At 33.7% G+C, this 18,043-nt stretch carries 21 protein-coding genes; 7 read left to right on the top strand and 14 right to left on the bottom strand.

What is annotated here, in order from left to right:
* The first annotated feature begins 67 nt into the window (after positions 1-67).
* Genes ribA through CGEO_RS02400 form a run of 4 tightly spaced genes read left to right on the top strand, consistent with a single transcriptional unit; the run spans position 68 to position 1,753 of the window.
* Positions 68-637: a GTP cyclohydrolase II gene (ribA, locus tag CGEO_RS02415; RefSeq protein WP_075540293.1), complete on the top strand. Its 570-nt coding sequence runs from the start codon at positions 68-70 to the stop codon at positions 635-637.
* Complete coding sequence (gene rsmG / locus CGEO_RS02410) at positions 634-1,185, top strand: 16S rRNA (guanine(527)-N(7))-methyltransferase RsmG (RefSeq protein ID WP_075531508.1); 552 nt, start codon at positions 634-636, stop codon at positions 1,183-1,185. Before ribA ends, rsmG begins: the two co-directional genes overlap by 4 nt.
* Complete coding sequence (locus tag CGEO_RS02405) at positions 1,175-1,375, top strand: hypothetical protein (RefSeq protein ID WP_075494165.1); 201 nt, start codon at positions 1,175-1,177, stop codon at positions 1,373-1,375. Before rsmG ends, CGEO_RS02405 begins: the two co-directional genes overlap by 11 nt.
* A 3-nt stretch (positions 1,376-1,378) precedes the next feature.
* Positions 1,379-1,753: a hypothetical protein gene (locus CGEO_RS02400; protein WP_075540294.1), complete on the top strand. Its 375-nt coding sequence runs from the start codon at positions 1,379-1,381 to the stop codon at positions 1,751-1,753.
* 500 nt (positions 1,754-2,253) lie between these two features.
* Here the strand turns inward: CGEO_RS02400 and CGEO_RS02395 are convergent, their stop codons facing one another.
* The 10 genes from CGEO_RS02395 to CGEO_RS02350 form a co-directional block, all read right to left on the bottom strand.
* Positions 2,254-3,630 carry a DUF4139 domain-containing protein gene (locus CGEO_RS02395; RefSeq protein WP_075540295.1) on the bottom strand — a complete coding sequence of 459 codons (1,377 nt, stop codon included), beginning with the start codon at positions 3,628-3,630 and terminating at the stop codon, positions 2,254-2,256.
* Between the two features lie 13 nt (positions 3,631-3,643).
* On the bottom strand, positions 3,644-3,886 hold the full coding sequence (gene cmeU / locus CGEO_RS02390) for a CmeU family protein (RefSeq protein WP_075494162.1): 243 nt from the start codon (positions 3,884-3,886) through the stop codon (positions 3,644-3,646).
* Position 3,887: 1 nt separating this feature from the next.
* Entirely contained in the window at positions 3,888-5,498 is a 1,611-nt protein-coding gene (gene argS, locus CGEO_RS02385; protein ID WP_075540296.1) for an arginine--tRNA ligase, read from the bottom strand.
* Positions 5,499-5,501: 3 nt separating this feature from the next.
* Entirely contained in the window at positions 5,502-5,729 is a 228-nt protein-coding gene (gene tatA / locus CGEO_RS02380) for a twin-arginine translocase TatA/TatE family subunit (protein ID WP_075494160.1), read from the bottom strand.
* A gap of 23 nt (positions 5,730-5,752) precedes the next feature.
* Positions 5,753-6,364, bottom strand: coding sequence for a guanylate kinase (gene gmk / locus CGEO_RS02375; RefSeq protein ID WP_075494159.1), 612 nt, complete (start codon positions 6,362-6,364; stop codon positions 5,753-5,755).
* Complete coding sequence (locus CGEO_RS02370; RefSeq protein ID WP_075540297.1) at positions 6,364-7,356, bottom strand: hypothetical protein; 993 nt, start codon at positions 7,354-7,356, stop codon at positions 6,364-6,366. Before CGEO_RS02370 ends, gmk begins: the two co-directional genes overlap by 1 nt.
* An 89-nt stretch (positions 7,357-7,445) precedes the next feature.
* Entirely contained in the window at positions 7,446-8,090 is a 645-nt protein-coding gene (locus CGEO_RS02365) for an ABC transporter ATP-binding protein (protein ID WP_075531504.1), read from the bottom strand.
* Positions 8,091-8,092: 2 nt separating this feature from the next.
* Positions 8,093-9,145: a translation elongation factor Ts gene (gene tsf, locus CGEO_RS02360; RefSeq protein WP_075531503.1), complete on the bottom strand. Its 1,053-nt coding sequence runs from the start codon at positions 9,143-9,145 to the stop codon at positions 8,093-8,095.
* Complete coding sequence (gene rpsB / locus CGEO_RS02355; protein WP_075494155.1) at positions 9,145-9,936, bottom strand: 30S ribosomal protein S2; 792 nt, start codon at positions 9,934-9,936, stop codon at positions 9,145-9,147. Before rpsB ends, tsf begins: the two co-directional genes overlap by 1 nt.
* A gap of 217 nt (positions 9,937-10,153) precedes the next feature.
* Entirely contained in the window at positions 10,154-10,912 is a 759-nt protein-coding gene (locus tag CGEO_RS02350; protein WP_075540298.1) for a DUF4198 domain-containing protein, read from the bottom strand.
* 201 nt (positions 10,913-11,113) lie between these two features.
* On the opposite strand from CGEO_RS02350, the gene CGEO_RS02345 reads away from it, so the two are divergent.
* The 3 genes from CGEO_RS02345 to CGEO_RS02335 are packed head-to-tail and all read left to right on the top strand — an operon-like array spanning position 11,114 to position 14,380.
* Entirely contained in the window at positions 11,114-12,115 is a 1,002-nt protein-coding gene (locus tag CGEO_RS02345; protein WP_075494153.1) for a Fe(3+) ABC transporter substrate-binding protein, read from the top strand.
* Positions 12,090-13,754 (top strand): ABC transporter permease, encoded by a 1,665-nt coding sequence (locus CGEO_RS02340; RefSeq protein WP_242647997.1) that lies wholly within the window; start codon positions 12,090-12,092, stop codon positions 13,752-13,754. Before CGEO_RS02345 ends, CGEO_RS02340 begins: the two co-directional genes overlap by 26 nt.
* On the top strand, positions 13,751-14,380 hold the full coding sequence (locus CGEO_RS02335) for an ABC transporter ATP-binding protein (protein WP_075540299.1): 630 nt from the start codon (positions 13,751-13,753) through the stop codon (positions 14,378-14,380). The genes CGEO_RS02340 and CGEO_RS02335 overlap by 4 nt, the downstream gene beginning before the upstream one ends.
* Positions 14,381-14,997: 617 nt before the next feature.
* On the opposite strand, the gene CGEO_RS02330 is transcribed toward CGEO_RS02335, so the two are convergent.
* The 4 genes from CGEO_RS02330 to CGEO_RS02315 all read right to left on the bottom strand — a co-directional run bounded on the left by CGEO_RS02330 (position 14,998) and on the right by CGEO_RS02315 (position 17,964).
* Positions 14,998-15,717 carry a hypothetical protein gene (locus CGEO_RS02330; RefSeq protein WP_172658062.1) on the bottom strand — a complete coding sequence of 240 codons (720 nt, stop codon included), beginning with the start codon at positions 15,715-15,717 and terminating at the stop codon, positions 14,998-15,000.
* Positions 15,718-16,104: 387 nt separating this feature from the next.
* Positions 16,105-16,572, bottom strand: coding sequence for a pyridoxamine 5'-phosphate oxidase family protein (locus CGEO_RS02325; protein ID WP_075540424.1), 468 nt, complete (start codon positions 16,570-16,572; stop codon positions 16,105-16,107).
* Between the two features lies 1 nt (position 16,573).
* Positions 16,574-17,392, bottom strand: a complete 819-nt coding sequence (locus CGEO_RS02320; RefSeq protein ID WP_075540423.1) for a purine nucleoside phosphorylase YfiH/LACC1 family protein — start codon at positions 17,390-17,392, stop codon at positions 16,574-16,576.
* Positions 17,356-17,964, bottom strand: coding sequence for a riboflavin synthase (locus CGEO_RS02315; RefSeq protein WP_075494226.1), 609 nt, complete (start codon positions 17,962-17,964; stop codon positions 17,356-17,358). The genes CGEO_RS02320 and CGEO_RS02315 overlap by 37 nt, the downstream gene beginning before the upstream one ends.
* Positions 17,965-18,043: the final 79 nt, after the last annotated feature.

Below are 18,043 nucleotides of genomic sequence, written 5' to 3'. Positions count from 1 at the left end.
TTAAACTTTTCGTTTAGTAAAAATAAGATATAATCACTCCTTAGTTTTAAAATTTAGGTTAATTATAATGAATATAGAAATTTCACAACCAGCAAATTTGCCATCACGTTTTGGTATGTTTAAGGTTAAAGCTTTCAAAGAGGGCGCAAAAGAGCATCTTGTTATCGCAAAAGAGCCATTTGGAGAAGTTGTAAATGTGCGAATTCACTCTGAGTGTTTAACAGGCGATGCCATCGGAAGCCTTAAATGCGACTGTAGAGATCAGCTTGAAGCTAGTTTAAAGTACATTGAAGAGCACAATGGCATGGTTATTTATTTAAGACAAGAAGGGCGAAATATCGGGCTTTTAAACAAAATCAACGCTTATGCTTTGCAAGATAAGGGATTTGATACCATTGAAGCAAACCACCAACTTGGCTTTAAAGCAGATGAGAGAACTTATGAAATAGTCGATTTTATCCTTAAACATTATGGCATAACTAAGATAAATTTACTTACAAATAACCCTAAAAAACTTATGGGTTTAAAAGGCGCACAGATAGTAAACCGCATACCCATAGTCATAAAAGCAAATAAATACAATGAGGATTATTTGAAAGTGAAAAAAGAGCAAATGGGGCATTTGTTAGACAAATGAAAGTTTTGCTGCCTAAAAATTTCGATGAACTAGTAGAAAAGTTTAATCAAAATTTAAAGAAATTTAACCAAATTCACAGCCTTACAAACTACAAAAATATAAAACCGATTGTAGAAGATAGCATAAAAGGGCTTGAGTATGTTACGCGATATCCTAAAGTAGCCATTGATGTTGGGAGTGGCGCTGGTTTTCCAGCTATTTTTTTAGCCATGATTTTAGAACATACTTCGTGGCATCTTTTTGAACCAAATCCAAAAAAAGCGGCATTTTTAACATACGTAAAAGTAAATTTAGCTCTTAAAAATGTTACAATTCACAAAGAAAAGATAGAAAATGGAGTTAAATTTAAAGCCAATTTGATAACTTCAAGAGCGCTGATGAGTGCTGAAAAGTTGATTGAAATTTGCTCTGGATATTACGATGAAAAAAGTGAGTTTTTACTTTATAAGGGCTCAAACGCTTCTTTGGAAGTAGAGAATTTAGATGCTAGAGTTTATAATGATGGCGTTAGAAATTATGTTTTAATAGGTGGTTTAAATGTTGGGTAAAGTTATAGTATTTTGTGTGATAATCGCGTTTATTTACTTTTTCATACTTCCAAAATTTGTGCGAAAAAAAGATGATAAAAAGATTCAAAATTTTGTCGAGTGTCAAAAGTGCAAAACTTATGTTGATGTAAAAGACGCTGTGATAAGTAGTGGAAAATATATCTGCAAAGACTGTATGAAAAAGGATTAATTTATGCAAATTATCGGGTATGATTTGATTGAATTTGAGTATTTTTATAAAGTTATTAAGCTTGATGATATAGTAAAATTTGATAATTTGCTGTTTTCATATGATGAAAATTTTATAGCTAGTGCGCTTGAATTTAAAAAAACTTTTAGCGTTATAGCAAGCGATGAAAACCACATTTTACTAGCAAATGCTTTAGGAGCTAAATTTATAATAACGCATTTAAACAACTTAAATTTAGTAAAAAAAGCGGTTAAGCTTAGCGAATTCTATCTCTTTGATAGTAAAATAGCTTGTATAATAAACGATGAAAAACAGCTACGCGATGTGGCGAATTTAGGCGCAGATACTGCTATCTTTGAAAAAGCTATAAAAATATAGACTAAATTTGACTTATATTTTATTTGTTTTTTAAGACATTTTTAAATTTTACATTAAAGTTTCTTGCAAAAAAATTTGAAGTTAGCAAATTTTGATTGCTGTTAAAAAGGTATATATAACTGCTCAAGACATTACTTGTTAATTTTGCACTTTTTTATACAATTCTAGCAAAAAAGATTTATTAGTTTTATAACTTTAAATAATGCTTACCAACAAAAATATAAAACTATAAAAATACAAAATATTTGCCAACAGTTTTATGAACTATTTTAAAATTTATTAAAACTTTTAACGCAAAGTATAAAATCAATAAATTTTTTAACTCTCAGTAAAAAGATATGCAAAACCTGCTTATAACCGCAGACTAAACTCATTAATAAAAATAGACAAATTAGCAAACACATCTACCAACTAGTTTAATAAAAATTCTGAATAATTTAATAGACAAAAATCCACTCAATAAAATTTAGCATCATAAATTTAATCTAATAAACTTAAATTTATTTTATCGGTTTTGAAACTGTATAGCCGAATTTAAACACCTTCTCTTGTTTTGGCTCGAGGGCGAATTTATACTCGACTTTTCCTTGCGAATCGGCATTTTGCTCTATATCACCTAGCTTTTTAACCACTATTTCATCGCTATTGCTTATCGGAATTCTCTCGACAAAAATTATATTTTCTGTTTTATTCGAACCATTTTTAACACCATATTCCCATATGTTTTTAGCTGTCTCGCTTCCTATAGCAGGAGTATCGTTAATAACTATATCGCTTATATTTTTTCTAACTTCTATCAAGTTATCAGCTCCAAAAAATATATCCACCGCTGTATTTTTCACACCTTTTGCAGCGTATGCATTTAATACAAATCGTGAGTTTAGATAGTAGTTTGTGTTTGCTGCTTGGATATCAAATTTAGGCAAAACTCTAGCCATAATGTAAGCCTTGCTAGTTCCATACCCATCTATGTAACTGCTAAAATTTGCATCTAAAATTTGTTTGTTTATGGTGATTTTATTATCATTTTTTGCTTTTAAATCCAACCTATCGATTTGCCAAAATTTAAAGTTATGTAAAGGTTGATCATTATTATTTGTGGCTGGAACTGGAGTTTGTTTTGGCTGAATGTTTTCAACGACAGCTGGAGTTTGAACCATAGTAGAAGGCGCATCTAAGACTTTTTTAGGCTCTTCTTTATGTAGATAAATCGGACTAAAGTTGCCTGGTTTTTGGTTTTGATTTGTCGCATATGGGAAAAATCTAACCGTTGCATTTTTTAAATCTTCATCTAAATTTGATAAAATCACCTCTTGTAAAATTTCAACGCTATTTTTTTCCAAATTTGCCCTTATTGTGTTTTTTAAAAGCGGCTTTATGGTTGTTGATAACGAGTATCTAATGCCAACAGTAGCTTTTTTACAAGCGGTTTTCACTACAAAATCTTTTTTATAAGCAGGCGAAGTTGTAACAAAATTTAACGTGCCTAACTCTTTTGAAATTTGGTTTTGCTCGTTTAAATTTTTATCTAAAATTCCAGAAATTTTATCAAATTCGCGCGGTTGGTTTTGGTTTAGCTTAGAATTTTTTATGATATTATAGCTATCTTGAAGCGCTAAAAGCCTGTTGTTTAGACTCTCTTTTTGCGCTTCTAGCGGGCTTTGTATCTGTTTATAATTATCAAAGCCCGTGCTTGTGATACTACAGTTTGAATCTACTAAAATATCTTGCTCTTTTATATCAAATGGGACACTAAAAACGGCTTTTGCATCTTTTGTAACCACGCTTTTTTCTAAAATAGCAACATTTGTATAAAAGTCAATGCCGCTTTTTCCAAAGGCAAAAACGGCGAAAAATAACAAGATAAAAAATTTCACAACCAAGCTCCATTTAAACATTAAATTTTAAATCATACGCACTATAAATATGTGGTAAAAGTTTTCTTGTAGCATAGTCGTAAGCGTAAAATTTTGCATATGCCTCTTTTAGGCTTTTATCTTTACATTTATCAAAATCAAAAACATCTGTATTTGCCTTTTTAGGGACGTTTGCATCAAGAAATTTGAAAAACTCATCTCTTGCGGCGAGTAAATTTCTTATCTCTTGTTCTATTTGCGCTCTTTTTTCTTGCATTTTATTCCTCTATTTCGCTTTTTCTTACCATTTTACTTTTTGCCTCTATGCCAATCACTTTAAGTGCTGTTTTGATACTTAGCGCAACAACAGCAAAAAGCTTTAAGAGCGCATCTTCGTTTTGGCTTCCAACAACTCTGTTTTCATTATAAAATTTATGAAAACTTGCACTTAGGCTCTTTAGATAATCAGGGATTTTTTGAAGCTGTCTGCTATAAAAAGCATCTTCTAAAATTTCATTTAAAATCAGCGCTTCAAAAAGCAAATTTTTTGCCTCTTCGTTTAAATCGTCTAAATTTGCATCCAAAACATCATCAACTTTTTTACCAGCCTTGCCAAAGACTTGATTGACTCTTGCATGAGCATAATTTATGTAAAAGATAGGGTTTGAGCTATCTTCAACCTTAAGTTCATCTACATCAAATTCAAGCGAAGTGTCGCACTTTTTGCTTATAAAAATAAGTCTTAAAGCATCACTTCCAATCTCTTCAAGCACATCACTCATCAAGATAAAATTCCCAGCTCTTTTACTCATTTTAAATGTTTCGCCGTTTTTAAGCAAGCTTACCATTTGGGCTAAAATCACCTCTAATCGGCTCTCATCATAACCCAAAAAATGTATGCTAGCCTTCATTCTAGCGATATATCCGTGATGGTCTGCTCCCCAGATGTTTATATATCTATCAAAACCTCTGCTAAATTTATCATCATGGTAGACTATATCACCAGCTAGATATGTAGGTCTAGTATCTTCTCTTATGACAACCCTATCTTTTTCATCGCCAACAGCACTTGAGTTTATCCAAATTTTGCCATCTTTTTCGTATAATCCACCGCACTTTTTTAGCTTTGCTACAGTGCTTTCAAGCTTATTATAAAGACTTTTCTCACTCACCCAGTTATCTATGCTAATGTGTGCGTCAGATAGGTTTTTTTGGATGACTTTTATCATCTTATCTTTACCCCAAACACTAAGCTTAGAGCAGCTTTTTTCATCTTTAAAAATATCTTCGCCAAACTCATCTAAAGCTTCTTTAGCCAAGTCCTCGATATACTCGCCCCTATAAAAACTCTCAGGATACTCTACTTCTAAGCCTAAAAGCTTTTCACGACCGACTAAATATATAGAAATTCCTAATAAATCTATCTGATTTCCAGCGTCATTTATATAGTATTCAGTTGTGATATTTTCTCCGATATGTCTTCCAACGCGCGCTAAAGTATCGCCATAAACCGCGCCTCTAACGTGTCCTATGTGAAGTGGGCCAGTTGGATTTGCGCTAACGTATTCGATTAAAGTTGAGCTGTTTTTTGGCTTTGAAGTTGCAAATTTATCTGCATTTTTTAAAGAGCGTGATGAAATTTTATCTAAAAATTCTCCCTTAACTCTAAAATTTATATACCCATTTAGCGCCGAAACTTCTAAAATTTTACTATCACTAAATTTAAGCGCTAACTCATCTGCTATGATTTTTGGTGATTTTTTAAGCTCTTTTGCCAAACTGAAAGCATAAGGGGTAGCGTAGTGTGCCAACCCTCTATCTTTAGGCTTTTCTAGGACTACATTTTGTCCTAAAGCCTTATAAATTTCTTCTTTTATTATCTCTTTCAAGGTCTATGCTTTTTTAGTCTCTTCTACGGTTGCATCGATAGCATCTTTAGCCTTAGTCTCTTTTTTCTCAACTTTTTCGACAACCTCATCTTCATCATTTTCCATCTCTTTTTTAAAGGTTTTTATACCTTTACCTAAACCTTTTGCAAGTTCAGGAATCTTTTTAGCTCCAAACAATAAAACGATAATCACCAAAACAATCAACCAGTGTGAAACACTCATACTTCCCATATTTTACCTTTCGTAGTTTTTAGTTAGTTTATCCAACTTTCAATAACATCTCTTAAATTTATGCTCGCTGTTTTAAATTTCATTGACTCATAAATCGCCTTAAATCCACGATATGACTTTTCTAAATCATCATTTATCAAAAAATAATCATACGCTTTTATATGCTCCATCTCCCCAATAGCGTTCATTATGCGTCTTTCTATAACTTTTGGCTCATCAGTTGCTCTGTTTACCAAACGATTTCTTAGCTCGACGCAGTTTGTTGTGGTTATAAAAACAGATGTTATTTCATCTTTAAATTTATCTTTTACGATGTTAAAGCCTTGAACATCTATATCAAAAATTACAGTTTTTCCACTTTCAAGTGCTTCTAAAACTGGTTTTATAGAAGTTCCATAGTAGTTTTTATGTACCATAGCCCACTCTAAAAACTCATCATTTAAAATCCCATCTTTAAACTCATCAACGCTGATATAATGGTAGTTTACTCCATCTTTTTCGCCATCTCGAATAGCTCTTGTGGTGCTTGAAATGGAAAAATATATATCGCTCTCTTCTTGCATAAGCCTATTAACAAGTGTGCTTTTCCCGCTTCCACTAGGTCCAGAAATGACTAGGATTTGCCCTTTTGTCATTACTCTTTATCCTCAAAAGAGACGGATATGTTTAGCTTCATATCTTTTAAAACATCTTTTAGCTTCCCGTTATTCAAGGCGTTTTCGATACTTTTTGCTATCTCATCTTTTAGTTCATCTTCCACATCGCATTTAGTTTTTTCGCACTCTTTAATAGTGCTAATTTCACCTTGCTTATCTTCTTTATCATCTTCAACTTCAACAAACTCATCAATGCTTTCTATCGCGAGCTCTTCTTTAGGCTCTTCTTTATTATCTGTTTTTTCGTAGCCCTCATCGCTTTGAGGCTTGCTTTCTTCATCATCAAGTTTTGCTAGCTCAACTGGTTTTAACTCATCATCAATACCAGCAAACTCGCTTATAGAAATATCTTCGATATTTAAAGCATCATCTTCATTTGAAAGTTCTAAAAGCTTATCTATATCATCTAAATCTTCATCTTTTTGTAAATCTAAATCTAGCTCTTCTTCATCAAGATTTAAAATTTTATCTATCTCATCTTCGCTCATGCTAGTTGCTAGCTCCTCTATAGAGCTATTCTCATCTAAAGCATGCTCTTCTTCTTGTTTTTCTACTTCAAACTCATCATCAAGCAAGTCAGCACTCTCATCTAGCTCATCTAACTCATCTAAATCCATATCATCTATCTCTTTGACGATGTTGCTTATACTGCTTATATCTTCGAGATTTTTTTCATTTATGAACTCTTTTTTATCAAATTTATCAGAAAATTCTTTTAAAAATTCGATTAGTTCTGTCGGTAAAAATGGTTTTAAAATTTTATTTTTAACATCTGCTTGACTAAAAATATCTCGTGGAAGTAAAAAAATCGTTTTGTCTTTATCAACGCCAGATATATCCTCAAGACTTTCACACTCTTTAATTAAAAGATCATAGCTATAATCCTCTACCAAATCGCAACTTACTCTTTCGCAACACGTGGCTACTATGTTTGATATAGCCTGGTTTTTGTTGTCCAAAAAAACTTTCATCTTATAGCTTCCTTTTTATATAAAATTAACGCCTATTTTATGATAAATTTGATTATTAGTTGCTTAGTTGCTTAAAAAATATGCTATTTTTATGAAATTTTATGTAAAATTTTGTTTTCTAATCTATAAACACTTGAACAAACAGAAGCTAGTTTTTCATCGTGCGTTACTAAAATAAGTGCAGCGTTGTTGTTTTTAACATATTCGAAAAGCACATCCATAACTTCATTTGCCGTATTTTTATCTAAATTTCCAGTTGGCTCATCAGCAAAAATTATACGCGGCTTTTTACTAAGCACTCTTGCTATACTAACTCTTTGTTGCTGTCCACCACTTAGCTCACCTACTTTTTGTTTTAACACATCTTGAATTTTAAGTTTTTCTAAAATTTCATCATCGATTTTTTGTTTTGATAAAAGTGTTGCAAGTTCGATGTTTTCATAAGCTGAAAAGCCTTTAAAAAGATAGTGAGATTGAAAAATTATACCAAAGTCAAATCTTCTAATCTCAAGTTTTTTGTCGCTATCTAGACTATAAATCGATTTTTCTTTGTAAAAAACTTCGCCCGAATTTGGCTTTAAAAGTGTACATAAGATATGTAAAAGTGTAGATTTCCCACAGCCAGAAACGCCTAAAATCGCGGCAGATTCTTGCTGTGAGATAGAAAAATTTAAATCCTCAAAGAGCGTATAATCATACGCGTGAGCTAAATTTACGCCCTTTAGGAGTTGCATTTTTAGCCGATTTGTGCTGCAACTTCTGCTGCAAAGTCATCAACTTTTTTCTCTAAACCCTCTCCAACTTCAAATCTAACATAAGAAGTTAAAGTGATTGTATCGCCAAGCTCTTTGCTCTTTTCTTCGATAATTTGCTCGACAGTTTTTTTATCATCCAGTACATAAAATTGACCTAAAAGTGTAAGTCGTTGATCTAATACTGTGTTATCAGCGAAGAATCTATCAACTTTACCAGGTAGAATTCTATCCCAAATTTTCTCTGGTTTGCCCTCTGCTTTTAGCTCTTCTTTGATTTTTTCTGTTGCTTTTGCTACTACATCATCACTTAATTGAAGTCTACTTGCAAACTCAGGTATATGATGAAGTGGTTTGCCAAGACGAACAAGCTCTTCATTCTCTTTTTCAAGCTCACCTTTAAGCGCTAAAAACTCTTTTTCTACAAACTCTAAATCCAAATCTTTATAGCTTATAACGCTTGGTTTCATCGCAGCTGCGTGCATACAAAGTTGGCGCAAAAACTCAACAACTTTTGTCTTATCAGCTTTGCCAAATTTAGCAGCGATTATAACAGCAACGCGACCATTTGAGTGGATATATCCGCTAACTGCGTCATCTTCGACAGTTGCAAATCTTCTAACAACTATATTTTCACCGATTGTTGCGATTTGTGATTTTAAGAAATCTTCAAATTTTTCGCCATTTATCGTGCTTGATTGCAAACAATCTAAACATTTTATATCATTGTTTTGAATTTGAGCTACTGTGTCATTTACTAAATTTATAAATTTATCATTTTTAGCAACAAAGTCGGTCTCAGAGTTAATCTCAACAACAGTTGCTTTAGTATTATCATCATTTATAACTAGACCAACTAAACCTTCGCTTGCTAATCTATCAGCCTTTTTAGCTGCTTTGCCTAGACCTTTTTCTCTTAAAAGATCAACCGCTTTTTGCATATCTCCATCTGTTTCAACAAGAGCTTTTTTACAATCCATCATACCTGCGCCAGTTGATTCGCGCAGTTCTTTAACCATTGCTGCTGATATTTCCATTATTCTTCCTCTGTTGCTACAAAGTCCTCTTCGCTGATTGCTTCAGCTACGACTTCATCTTTTTCTTCTTGAGTTGGAGCAGTTTTTTCATCTCCCTCAACGCTATCTTGATCTCTTAGTGCTTTTCCTTCGTTAATCGCTTCAGCCATCTCTTGGCAGAAAAGTTGAACACTTCTTATCGCATCATCATTTCCTGGAATTGGGAAATCAACAACATCTGGATCACAGTTTGTATCTAGTGGTGCAACGATTGGGATGTGAAGTCTGTTTGCTTCAGCAACTGCAATTTTCTCTTTTACAACATCAATGATAAACATCATATCTGGTAGAGTTTTGATATTTCTTATACCGCCAAGATAAAGCTCAAGCTTCTCTTTTTTGCGTCTTAGCATCAATGCCTCTTTTTTAGTTAAAAGGTTGATTGAGCCGTCCTCTTCCATAGCTTCGATAACTTCAAGTTTTCTGATTGACTGGCGAATAGTTCCAAAGTTTGTAAGCATACCGCCCAACCATCTGTGATTTACATATGGCATACCACATTTCTCAGCAAACTCTTTTATAGTTGGGCCAGCTTGTTTTTTTGTTCCAACAAAAAGAACTGTTTTACCCTCAGCTGCCGCGTCTCTTACTACATTATATGTATATCTGAAATAGCGAATAGTTTTTTGTAAATCTATGATATAGATACCTTTTCTCTCGCCAAAAATGAATTTTTTCATCTTTGGGTTCCATCTGCGTGTTTGGTGTCCGAAGTGAACGCCACACTCTAATAAATCTCTCATTGTTACCATGAGTTTCTCCTTGTAGGCTAGTGCCTGAAATTTTAGTTTTTTCCTCCACACTCCTTAACAAAACGGATATTTCGCAACCAAATTTAGGATTAGTGTGTGTGAAATGAAGCTGTGATTTTATCTAAATTTAACTAAAATAAAGCTAAATTTTAGTTATGTTTAAGTGCAAAGTCAAATTTAGCCACAAATTTCGTGGCTAAATTTAGCATAATTCAAGCTATTTTACATCAAATGTGATGCTAGCTTTTTGGTTGATTGTTTCGCAGTTTTTATCACCACTGTCTGTATTTAAAGTAGTTTTTAGATACCAAAGTCCACTTTTTAAAGCGCGGAATTCAAACTCACCATTTAAATCAGTCGTAGCGGTAAAAGCTTGAGCTAAATCATTGTTTGCATATCCGCCATAGCTTCCAACAACGCTAGCTTTTTTAACAGGTTTTCCATCGTTTGTAAGTCTAAATTTAACCAAAGCGTCCTTTTTAATCTTGCTTGCTTTTTGCATCGGAGTAAACTCAAGTCCTTTGCCAAGTGCTTTGGTTGCAAACTCGCCACTGTCATTATCAACCACTAAAATCATCTTTCCACTCATCGTTGAAACACCACAATAAACGACTTCCTCGCTCGTATCTTTTCTAGTTTTATCCATCTCCCATTTACCATCTTTTTTCTCTATCCACGCTGTTGGTTTATAGTTTGACAAGACCAAATAAGTTCCCTTTTTAAGCCCTTTCCCTTCAAAATGATAATCATTTTCTCCTTTTTGAGTAAGCGTTTCTTCATACCCATCTCCAACCACTTTCATCGGCTCAAAAAGCTTAACTCTATCCTTTGCTATCGCCTCTGGTTGCGGGAAGTGATGTCCATAGACCATATCTGCTTTTAAAACAGAACCATTTTTTGCACTGCTCCATAAATCATGAGCGCTAAGACTTGATACCAACGCGCCAACTGCTAGAAGTGAGATAATTTTTTTCATATGAAATTCCTTATAAAAATTTGTAACCGAAGTATAGCTAATATGATAATTAAAATCAAGATTGTTATTAATTATACAAAATTATGAGAATTTAAAGCAAAATTTAAATCAAACAAATTTTATCTGAATTTAAGAATTTTTTTGTATCATTTCGGGCATCAATGATAATTAATATCAATATATACTAAAAGGATAATTTGCATGAAAAAATTAGCAACACTACTGTCGCTTTTTGCAGCAACCGCTATGTTTGCAGACATCAACGTCTACTCATCTCGACACTACGACTCAGATAAGCTTGTAATCGACGCTTTCACAAAAGAAACCGGCATAAAAGTCAATGTCATACAAGATAAAGTTCAATCTCTCATCCAAAAACTTGAACTTGAGGGCAAAGATACAACCGCTGATGTGTTTATGACTGTTGGCGTTGGCGATCTTTACACCGCAAAGACAAAAGGGCTTTTACAACCTTTAAATTCAAAAGTGGTTGAAAAAAATGTTAGTCCAAATTTAATGGATAAAGATAAAAACTGGATAGGCGTAACTTATCGCGCTAGAATACTTGCATATGATCCAGCAAAAACCGATATTAAAGAGCTTTCAACTTATGAAGCCTTAAGTGAGCCTAAATTCAAAGATAAAATCCTAACTCGCTCATCAACCGCTTCTTACAACAGACATTTAATCGCGTTTTTAATAGCAAAAGATGGCGAGCAAGCTACCCAAAAATGGGCTGATGGTTTGGTTAAAAACTTCGCACGAAGTCCAAAAGGAAACGATAGAGATCAAGCCAAAGCGATTGTCGCAGGAGAGGGAGAGATCGCTATAATGAATAGCTATTATATCGGTAGAATGTCTGTTTCAAAAGACCCAGTCGAACAAGAAGTTTATAAGACATTGCGTATATTTTTCCCTAACCAAAACGATGGTGGAACGCATATAAACTTAAGTGGCGCAGGTATCACAAAATATAGCAAAAACTACGATGAAGCGGCGAAATTTATAGAGTTTTTAACAACCACAAAAGCGCAAGAGCTGTTTGTAAACAACAACTTTGAATTCCCGACAAACCCATCTGTAAAACTTCCAAAAGTGATGAAAGACTGGGGCGAGTTTAAAGCAAGCAAGATTGATTTTGACGAGATTGGCAAAAACTTAGTCAAAGCTCAAGAGATTGCCGATAAAGCAAATTGGAAATAAGCTAGAGGCGATTTTGACTAAATTTAAAAGAACTGTTAGGACGCTGGATTTTTGGACTTTGGCGTCCTATTTTGTGCTATTTTTAATCATCACTCCTATTATCTACATACTTTTTAATTTATTTAATGAAACAAGTGAGCAGACAAAAACTTTGCTTAATTCATCTTTAAAAGAGTATTTTGTAAATAGCTTGATTATCATATTTTTCACTGCGATTTTTACTACTATAATCGGCGTTTTTTTAGCGTATTTTGAAGCGTTTTATGAGTTTAAATTTAGAAAGTTTTTTAACTTCGCACTCGTGCTTCCATTTGCTGTGCCAAACTATCTTTTTGCCTACTTATACGCTGATTTTTTTAGCTATTCTGGTTGGCTTGTTGTATGGCTTAGGCAAAATTTTGGGATTAAACTTCACTTTGATATGATGAATATTTACGGTGCGATTTTTATCTTTACAATCTCATTTTATCCATATGTTTATATTATTTTGCGAGGATTTTTGGCTAAATTTTCAATGAATTTAATCGAAAGTGCAAAAAGTCTTGGCAAAAGTAATACCTGTATATTTTTCCGCGTGATTTTGCCGCTAAGCAAAGCTGCGATTGTCGCTGGTGCTGGGCTTTGCGTTATGGAAAGTCTAAATGCGTTTGGCACACCAAACTACTATGGCGTGCATGTTTTTAGCACTGGAATTTATAAAGCTTGGGTTGGATATGGCGATATAAACGCAGCTATAAAACTGGCTGGAATTTTGCTTTTTATCGTGTTTTTTCTTATGTTTGTGGAGCGAATTTTTAGAAAACCATATGCAGTTACTACAAGCAAACAAAAGGTTTTTAAACGTCAAAAGCTTTCAAAAAAAGCTCAAAATATCGTTGTTGGGCTATTTTTTATAATATTTTTTATCTCTTTTTTGTTTCCTATGATAAATTTAAGCATTTGGTTAAAGCGAAGTTTTAGCGATGTTGATTGGGCTCATATCATAAATATCAGCGCAAATACCTTGCTTTTAACAGTTTTTTCTACTATTTTTATCATCATCATAAGCTTGTTTTTAACCACCATTTCGCGCTCACAAAAAGGCAAAACCAAAGAGCTATCAAACGCTCTAGCAAACATGGGATACTCTATTCCTGGCTCAATCATCGCTATTGGAATGCTTGTGATTTTTATCTGGCTTGATAAAAATTTGTCCGGAATTTACCACTTTTTTGGCATAAACAAGAGCCTTTTTTTAACGCTTAGCCCTATTATTTTGATTTTTGCTTATGTGATTCGCTTTTTATCGCTTGGATATAACGGCATTGAAGCTGGGCTAAACCGCTGTGGCAAGAGCTGTTATGAGGCGAGTTTGAGCCTTGGTTATGGAAGACTTGTGACATTTTTTAAAGTTGATTTTTCGATGATAAAAACAAGCATTTATAGTGCTTTTATACTTATTTTTATTGAAATTATAAAAGAATTACCGCTCTCTTCTTTGCTTTCTGCACCAAATTTTAGAACATTGGCATTTGAGATTGACAGATACGCAAGTGATGAGCAACTAGCCATGACAGCCGTTCCTTCGCTGATTATCATCATTTTTTGCTTTGTGCTTTTATCGGTTTTTTATAAGCTTCAAAAAAAGGATAAATTTTGAGTTTTTTGCAAATTACTAGGCTAAATTTTGCCTATAAAAAAGAAAAAATTATAAGTGATTTTGATCTGGTCTTAAATTGTGGTGAGCATTTGGCGATTTGCGGGGCGAGTGGAAGTGGTAAAAGCACCATTTTAAGGCTAATTTCTGGTTTTGAAATGGCACAAAGTGGAAAAATTTTGTTAGAAGAAAAAGATATAACTTTTACTCCAGCAAACAAGCGAAACATCGGCTATCTTTTCCAAGACTACGCGCTTTTTCCGCACCTGAATGTAAGAGAAAATATCGCATTTGGTATACAAAACAAACTTAGCAAAAAAGATGTTTTAAAACAAGTTGATGAGCTTTTAGAGCTTGTTAGTTTGCAAGATTTTGCTAAAGTTTATCCACACACCCTAAGTGGTGGACAACAACAACGCGTCGCTCTTGCAAGGGCGCTTGCTCCAAGCCCAAAACTGCTTTTGCTAGATGAGCCATTTTCTGCGCTTGACTCACATTTAAAAGCCGAAATTCGCACTCAAGTTAAAGAAATTTTGACCAAATTTAACACTACTTCGATTTTAGTAACTCATGATAAAGAAGATGTTGAAAATTTCGCCACAAGAAGTATAAATTTAGTAAATTCTTAAAGTTAAATTTATACTTTTTGCCTATTTTTCTGGCTAAAACTTTGCTTAGTAAATACGTTTGATTTTCTGTATTTTCTGCTATGCTATGATTTAAAATTTGGTTAAAGATATTGAATTTTGCTTATTTTAACCTTGAATTTTATACCTTAAAATTTATAAAATTTGCATTTTAAATTTAATATTTGAACGAAATTTGGGAATTTTATATAATTATTTTTAAATTTATATTTATTTTACTTTGTTTAAATTTATACTACTTACTTTATGGAGTGAGTTATAATTAAATTATTTTAAATATTTATAATTAAATATATTAATATGGATTTTAATAAACAAAATTTAATCAAATTATTATAAACTACACTTAAAATTTTAAAACTAAAATTTGTAAAATGGCTCATCAAATAAAATATAATTTTTTAAAATACCACTAATTTCGCTATATAAACCAGTGTCACCAAAATAAATTTTTGCCAATTTTTACTTTAAATTTAATAATTCTTTTTTTGATAATAAAAAATTATAAATTTTTAAGATTTCTGTTAGTTTAAATAGCTAGTTACTACTTAAAATTTTAAACTTAATTCTTTCAACGCTACTTTAATATATCATTTTCGTCAGCCAAACACGCCAAACACGCCAAACACGCCAAACACGCCAAACACGCCAAACACGCCAAACACGCCAAACACGCCAAACACGCCAAACACGCCAAACACGCCAAACACGCCAAACACGCCAAACACGCCAAACACGCCAAACACGCCAAACACGCCAAACACGCCAAACACGCCAAACACGCCAAACACGCCAAACACGCCAAACACGCCAAACACGCCAAACACGCCAAACACGCCAAACACGCCAAACACGCCAAACACGCCAAACACGCCAAACACGCCAAACACGCCAAACACGCCAAACACGCCAAACACGCCAAACACGCCAAACACGCCAAACACGCCAAACACGCCAAACACGCCAAACACGCCAAACACGCCAAACACGCCAAACACGCCAAACACGCCAAACACGCCAAACACGCCAAACACGCCAAACACGCCAAACACGCCAAACACGCCAAACACGCCAAACACGCCAAACACGCCAAACACGCCAAACACGCCAAACACGCCAAACACGCCAAACACGCCAAACACGCCAAACACGCCAAACACGCCAAACACGCCAAACACGCCAAACACGCCAAACACGCCAAACACGCCAAACACGCCAAACACGCCAAACACGCCAAACACGCCAAACACGCCAAACACGCCAAACACGCCAAACACGCCAAACACGCCAAACACGCCAAACAAGATAAATTCGCACAAAAATGCGGCAAATTTAAACTATGTCAAAACATATAAAAACTGTGTAGTATTTAAAATTTAGAAAATAATTAAAATTCCAATGCATATAAAGCTCAAATTCATATCCGAAGTAAATTTATGAAATCATATAAACTACACAAATTATCAAAAAATAGAAATAAATTTTAAGATATAAGTGCTCTATTTAATAAATTTAGTATGCAAAGCAAATTTATATCCAAAAAAGTAAAATTTACAAACCGCAAAAAGCCATAAAATAAACATAAAACCAACTAAAATTTTTATAAATTTTATGCAAATATGATGCTAAAACAATCATAAAATAAATATTTTAAATTTAAATTTTGAAAGCAAAATTTGCTTAACATAAAAATAATTTTATAAATATTATTTATGAACTTTGCATGAGAAATTTTGAACTACAAGCTCAAAAACTGCTACATTTTGCAGCATTTCAGAGCTAAATTTAAACTCTTTATCTGTTTCATGACGCATAATTAGCTCTAATATTTCAGCCTTTTTCTCATCATCATTTATAAAATTTATAATCCCATTTCCAACAACACTTTCATAAGTATAGCTGTATTTACAAGCGGTTTCGCCTATCATTAAACTCGTGTTTGAATGCATTTCAAAGCCCACTTTTGGAGATTTTGTCATGATAGAAATTTTTCGCCCAGTTTTTGCACTATGAAAATACAAATAAAGCTTTTCATCATCAAATTTATAGCCAAAATTTAACGCTATTACATAAATTTCACCATTATCGTTCATCCCAAGCGAACAAATATGAGTATTTTTTATAATACTTTCTATTTTTAGCCTGTCCGTTATCTCTCTATCTTTTCGCCTCATACTACTTCCTTAACGCCACGTATCCAACAAATCTACCAGTAACACCATCTCTTCTGTAAGAAAAATACCTCTTATCACAATGCGTGCAAACATCGCTAAAATGGTACTTTGTTACACCAAGCTCCTTTAGTTCATCAAGTAAAGCCAAATTCATATCAAATTTATCATCTTTTTTATATCCCTCAAACTCGCCTAAGCTAAGCCCAGCCACCTCGTAGCAACTTCCTTTTATATTTGCGCCGATAAATACTTCTAAATCTTTCAAATTTAAGCCATAAATTTCGCCCATTTTTCGTGCAGTTTTACTTAAAATTTTTTGCATAACTCCAGCTCGTCCAGCATGAACCGCGCCCACAACTTTTCGCACCTTATCATAAAGCAAAATCGGCGAGCAGTCTGCTACCATAACACAAATCCCAACGCCACGCAAATCCGTTATAACAGCATCGCTTGTTGGATAAATGGCTAAAAGCTCATCACTAAATTTAGCTAAATTTATACTATCAAAACCGCTTGAGCCTAGGTTAAATTTAGTTAAAATTTGGTTAAATTTAGCTCTAAATTCAACTCTAAATGTTTCATCAACAACACAAATTTCACTTCCATGAACTTGATTTAAAAAAATCAAATCATCTAATCCTAAATTCAAAGCCAAAATTTCGCGATTTTTAAGCACATCAAGCGGATTATCTCCAACATGAAAAGCTAAATTTAAACTACCGTAAACACCTTTGCTAACCCCACCAAAACGCGTGCTAAAGCCTAAAACTACGCGCCCATCATCTAATAAAGGCTTGAAATTCTCTCGACCATTTCCCATGAAAGCTCCTTTTTAAACCCAAGCTGACGCGCTACGTATCTAGCTAGCAAATCGCTTTCTATATTTACTCGCCTACCGACTTTAAACTCGCAAAATAGGCTCTCGCGAAAGGTTATAGGTATGATTGTTAGGCGAATTTGTTCATTTAAAACTTCATTTATAGTCAAGCTCACGCCATCAACCGCCACACTGCCTTTGTTCGCCATAAGCGGCATAACTTCGCGTGGGAGTTTTATGAAAAAATCAACTCCGTTTTCATCTTTTTTTATATTCACAATCTCGCCAATCGCATCAATATGACCTTGCAGTAAATGCCCATCAAGCCTATCGTTTAAGCGCATTGCCGGTTCGATGTGAACTTTGTTTTTTAAGTTTTCAAGCACGATATGCTTTCTTGTTTCGTGGCTTAACTCAACGCTAAATCCGCCATCAAACAGCTCAACCACGCTTAAACACGCTCCATTTACCGCGATACTATCGCCTAAATTTGGTCTAAATTTAGCCTCTAAACGCAACAAATTCCCGCTAAAGCTTGCTACTTTAGCCACTTCTTTGATTAATCCATTAAACATTTTCACGCTCTTTTTTCTAAAAAGTATAACATATTTTTTAAATTTTATGCTCCTAGCAGGCTTGGTTGTTTTTGTAATG

The organism is Campylobacter geochelonis (genome assembly GCF_013201685.1).
Lineage (GTDB): Bacteria > Campylobacterota > Campylobacteria > Campylobacterales > Campylobacteraceae > Campylobacter_B > Campylobacter_B geochelonis.
This window is presented reverse-complemented; position numbering and strand designations above follow the sequence as displayed.

Coding starts and splice junctions, on each gene's coding strand:
- ribA (WP_075540293.1), top strand. CDS start 68: ATGAATATAGAAATTTCACAACCAGCAAATTTGCCATCACGTTTTGGT.
- rsmG (WP_075531508.1), top strand. CDS start 634: ATGAAAGTTTTGCTGCCTAAAAATTTCGATGAACTAGTAGAAAAGTTT.
- CGEO_RS02405 (WP_075494165.1), top strand. CDS start 1,175: ATGTTGGGTAAAGTTATAGTATTTTGTGTGATAATCGCGTTTATTTAC.
- CGEO_RS02400 (WP_075540294.1), top strand. CDS start 1,379: ATGCAAATTATCGGGTATGATTTGATTGAATTTGAGTATTTTTATAAA.
- cmeU (WP_075494162.1), bottom strand. CDS start 3,886: ATGCAAGAAAAAAGAGCGCAAATAGAACAAGAGATAAGAAATTTACTC.
- tatA (WP_075494160.1), bottom strand. CDS start 5,729: ATGGGAAGTATGAGTGTTTCACACTGGTTGATTGTTTTGGTGATTATC.
- gmk (WP_075494159.1), bottom strand. CDS start 6,364: ATGACAAAAGGGCAAATCCTAGTCATTTCTGGACCTAGTGGAAGCGGG.
- CGEO_RS02370 (WP_075540297.1), bottom strand. CDS start 7,356: ATGAAAGTTTTTTTGGACAACAAAAACCAGGCTATATCAAACATAGTA.
- CGEO_RS02365 (WP_075531504.1), bottom strand. CDS start 8,090: ATGCAACTCCTAAAGGGCGTAAATTTAGCTCACGCGTATGATTATACG.
- tsf (WP_075531503.1), bottom strand. CDS start 9,145: ATGGAAATATCAGCAGCAATGGTTAAAGAACTGCGCGAATCAACTGGC.
- rpsB (WP_075494155.1), bottom strand. CDS start 9,936: ATGGTAACAATGAGAGATTTATTAGAGTGTGGCGTTCACTTCGGACAC.
- CGEO_RS02350 (WP_075540298.1), bottom strand. CDS start 10,912: ATGAAAAAAATTATCTCACTTCTAGCAGTTGGCGCGTTGGTATCAAGT.
- CGEO_RS02345 (WP_075494153.1), top strand. CDS start 11,114: ATGAAAAAATTAGCAACACTACTGTCGCTTTTTGCAGCAACCGCTATG.
- CGEO_RS02325 (WP_075540424.1), bottom strand. CDS start 16,572: ATGAGGCGAAAAGATAGAGAGATAACGGACAGGCTAAAAATAGAAAGT.
- CGEO_RS02320 (WP_075540423.1), bottom strand. CDS start 17,392: ATGGGAAATGGTCGAGAGAATTTCAAGCCTTTATTAGATGATGGGCGC.
- CGEO_RS02315 (WP_075494226.1), bottom strand. CDS start 17,964: ATGTTTAATGGATTAATCAAAGAAGTGGCTAAAGTAGCAAGCTTTAGC.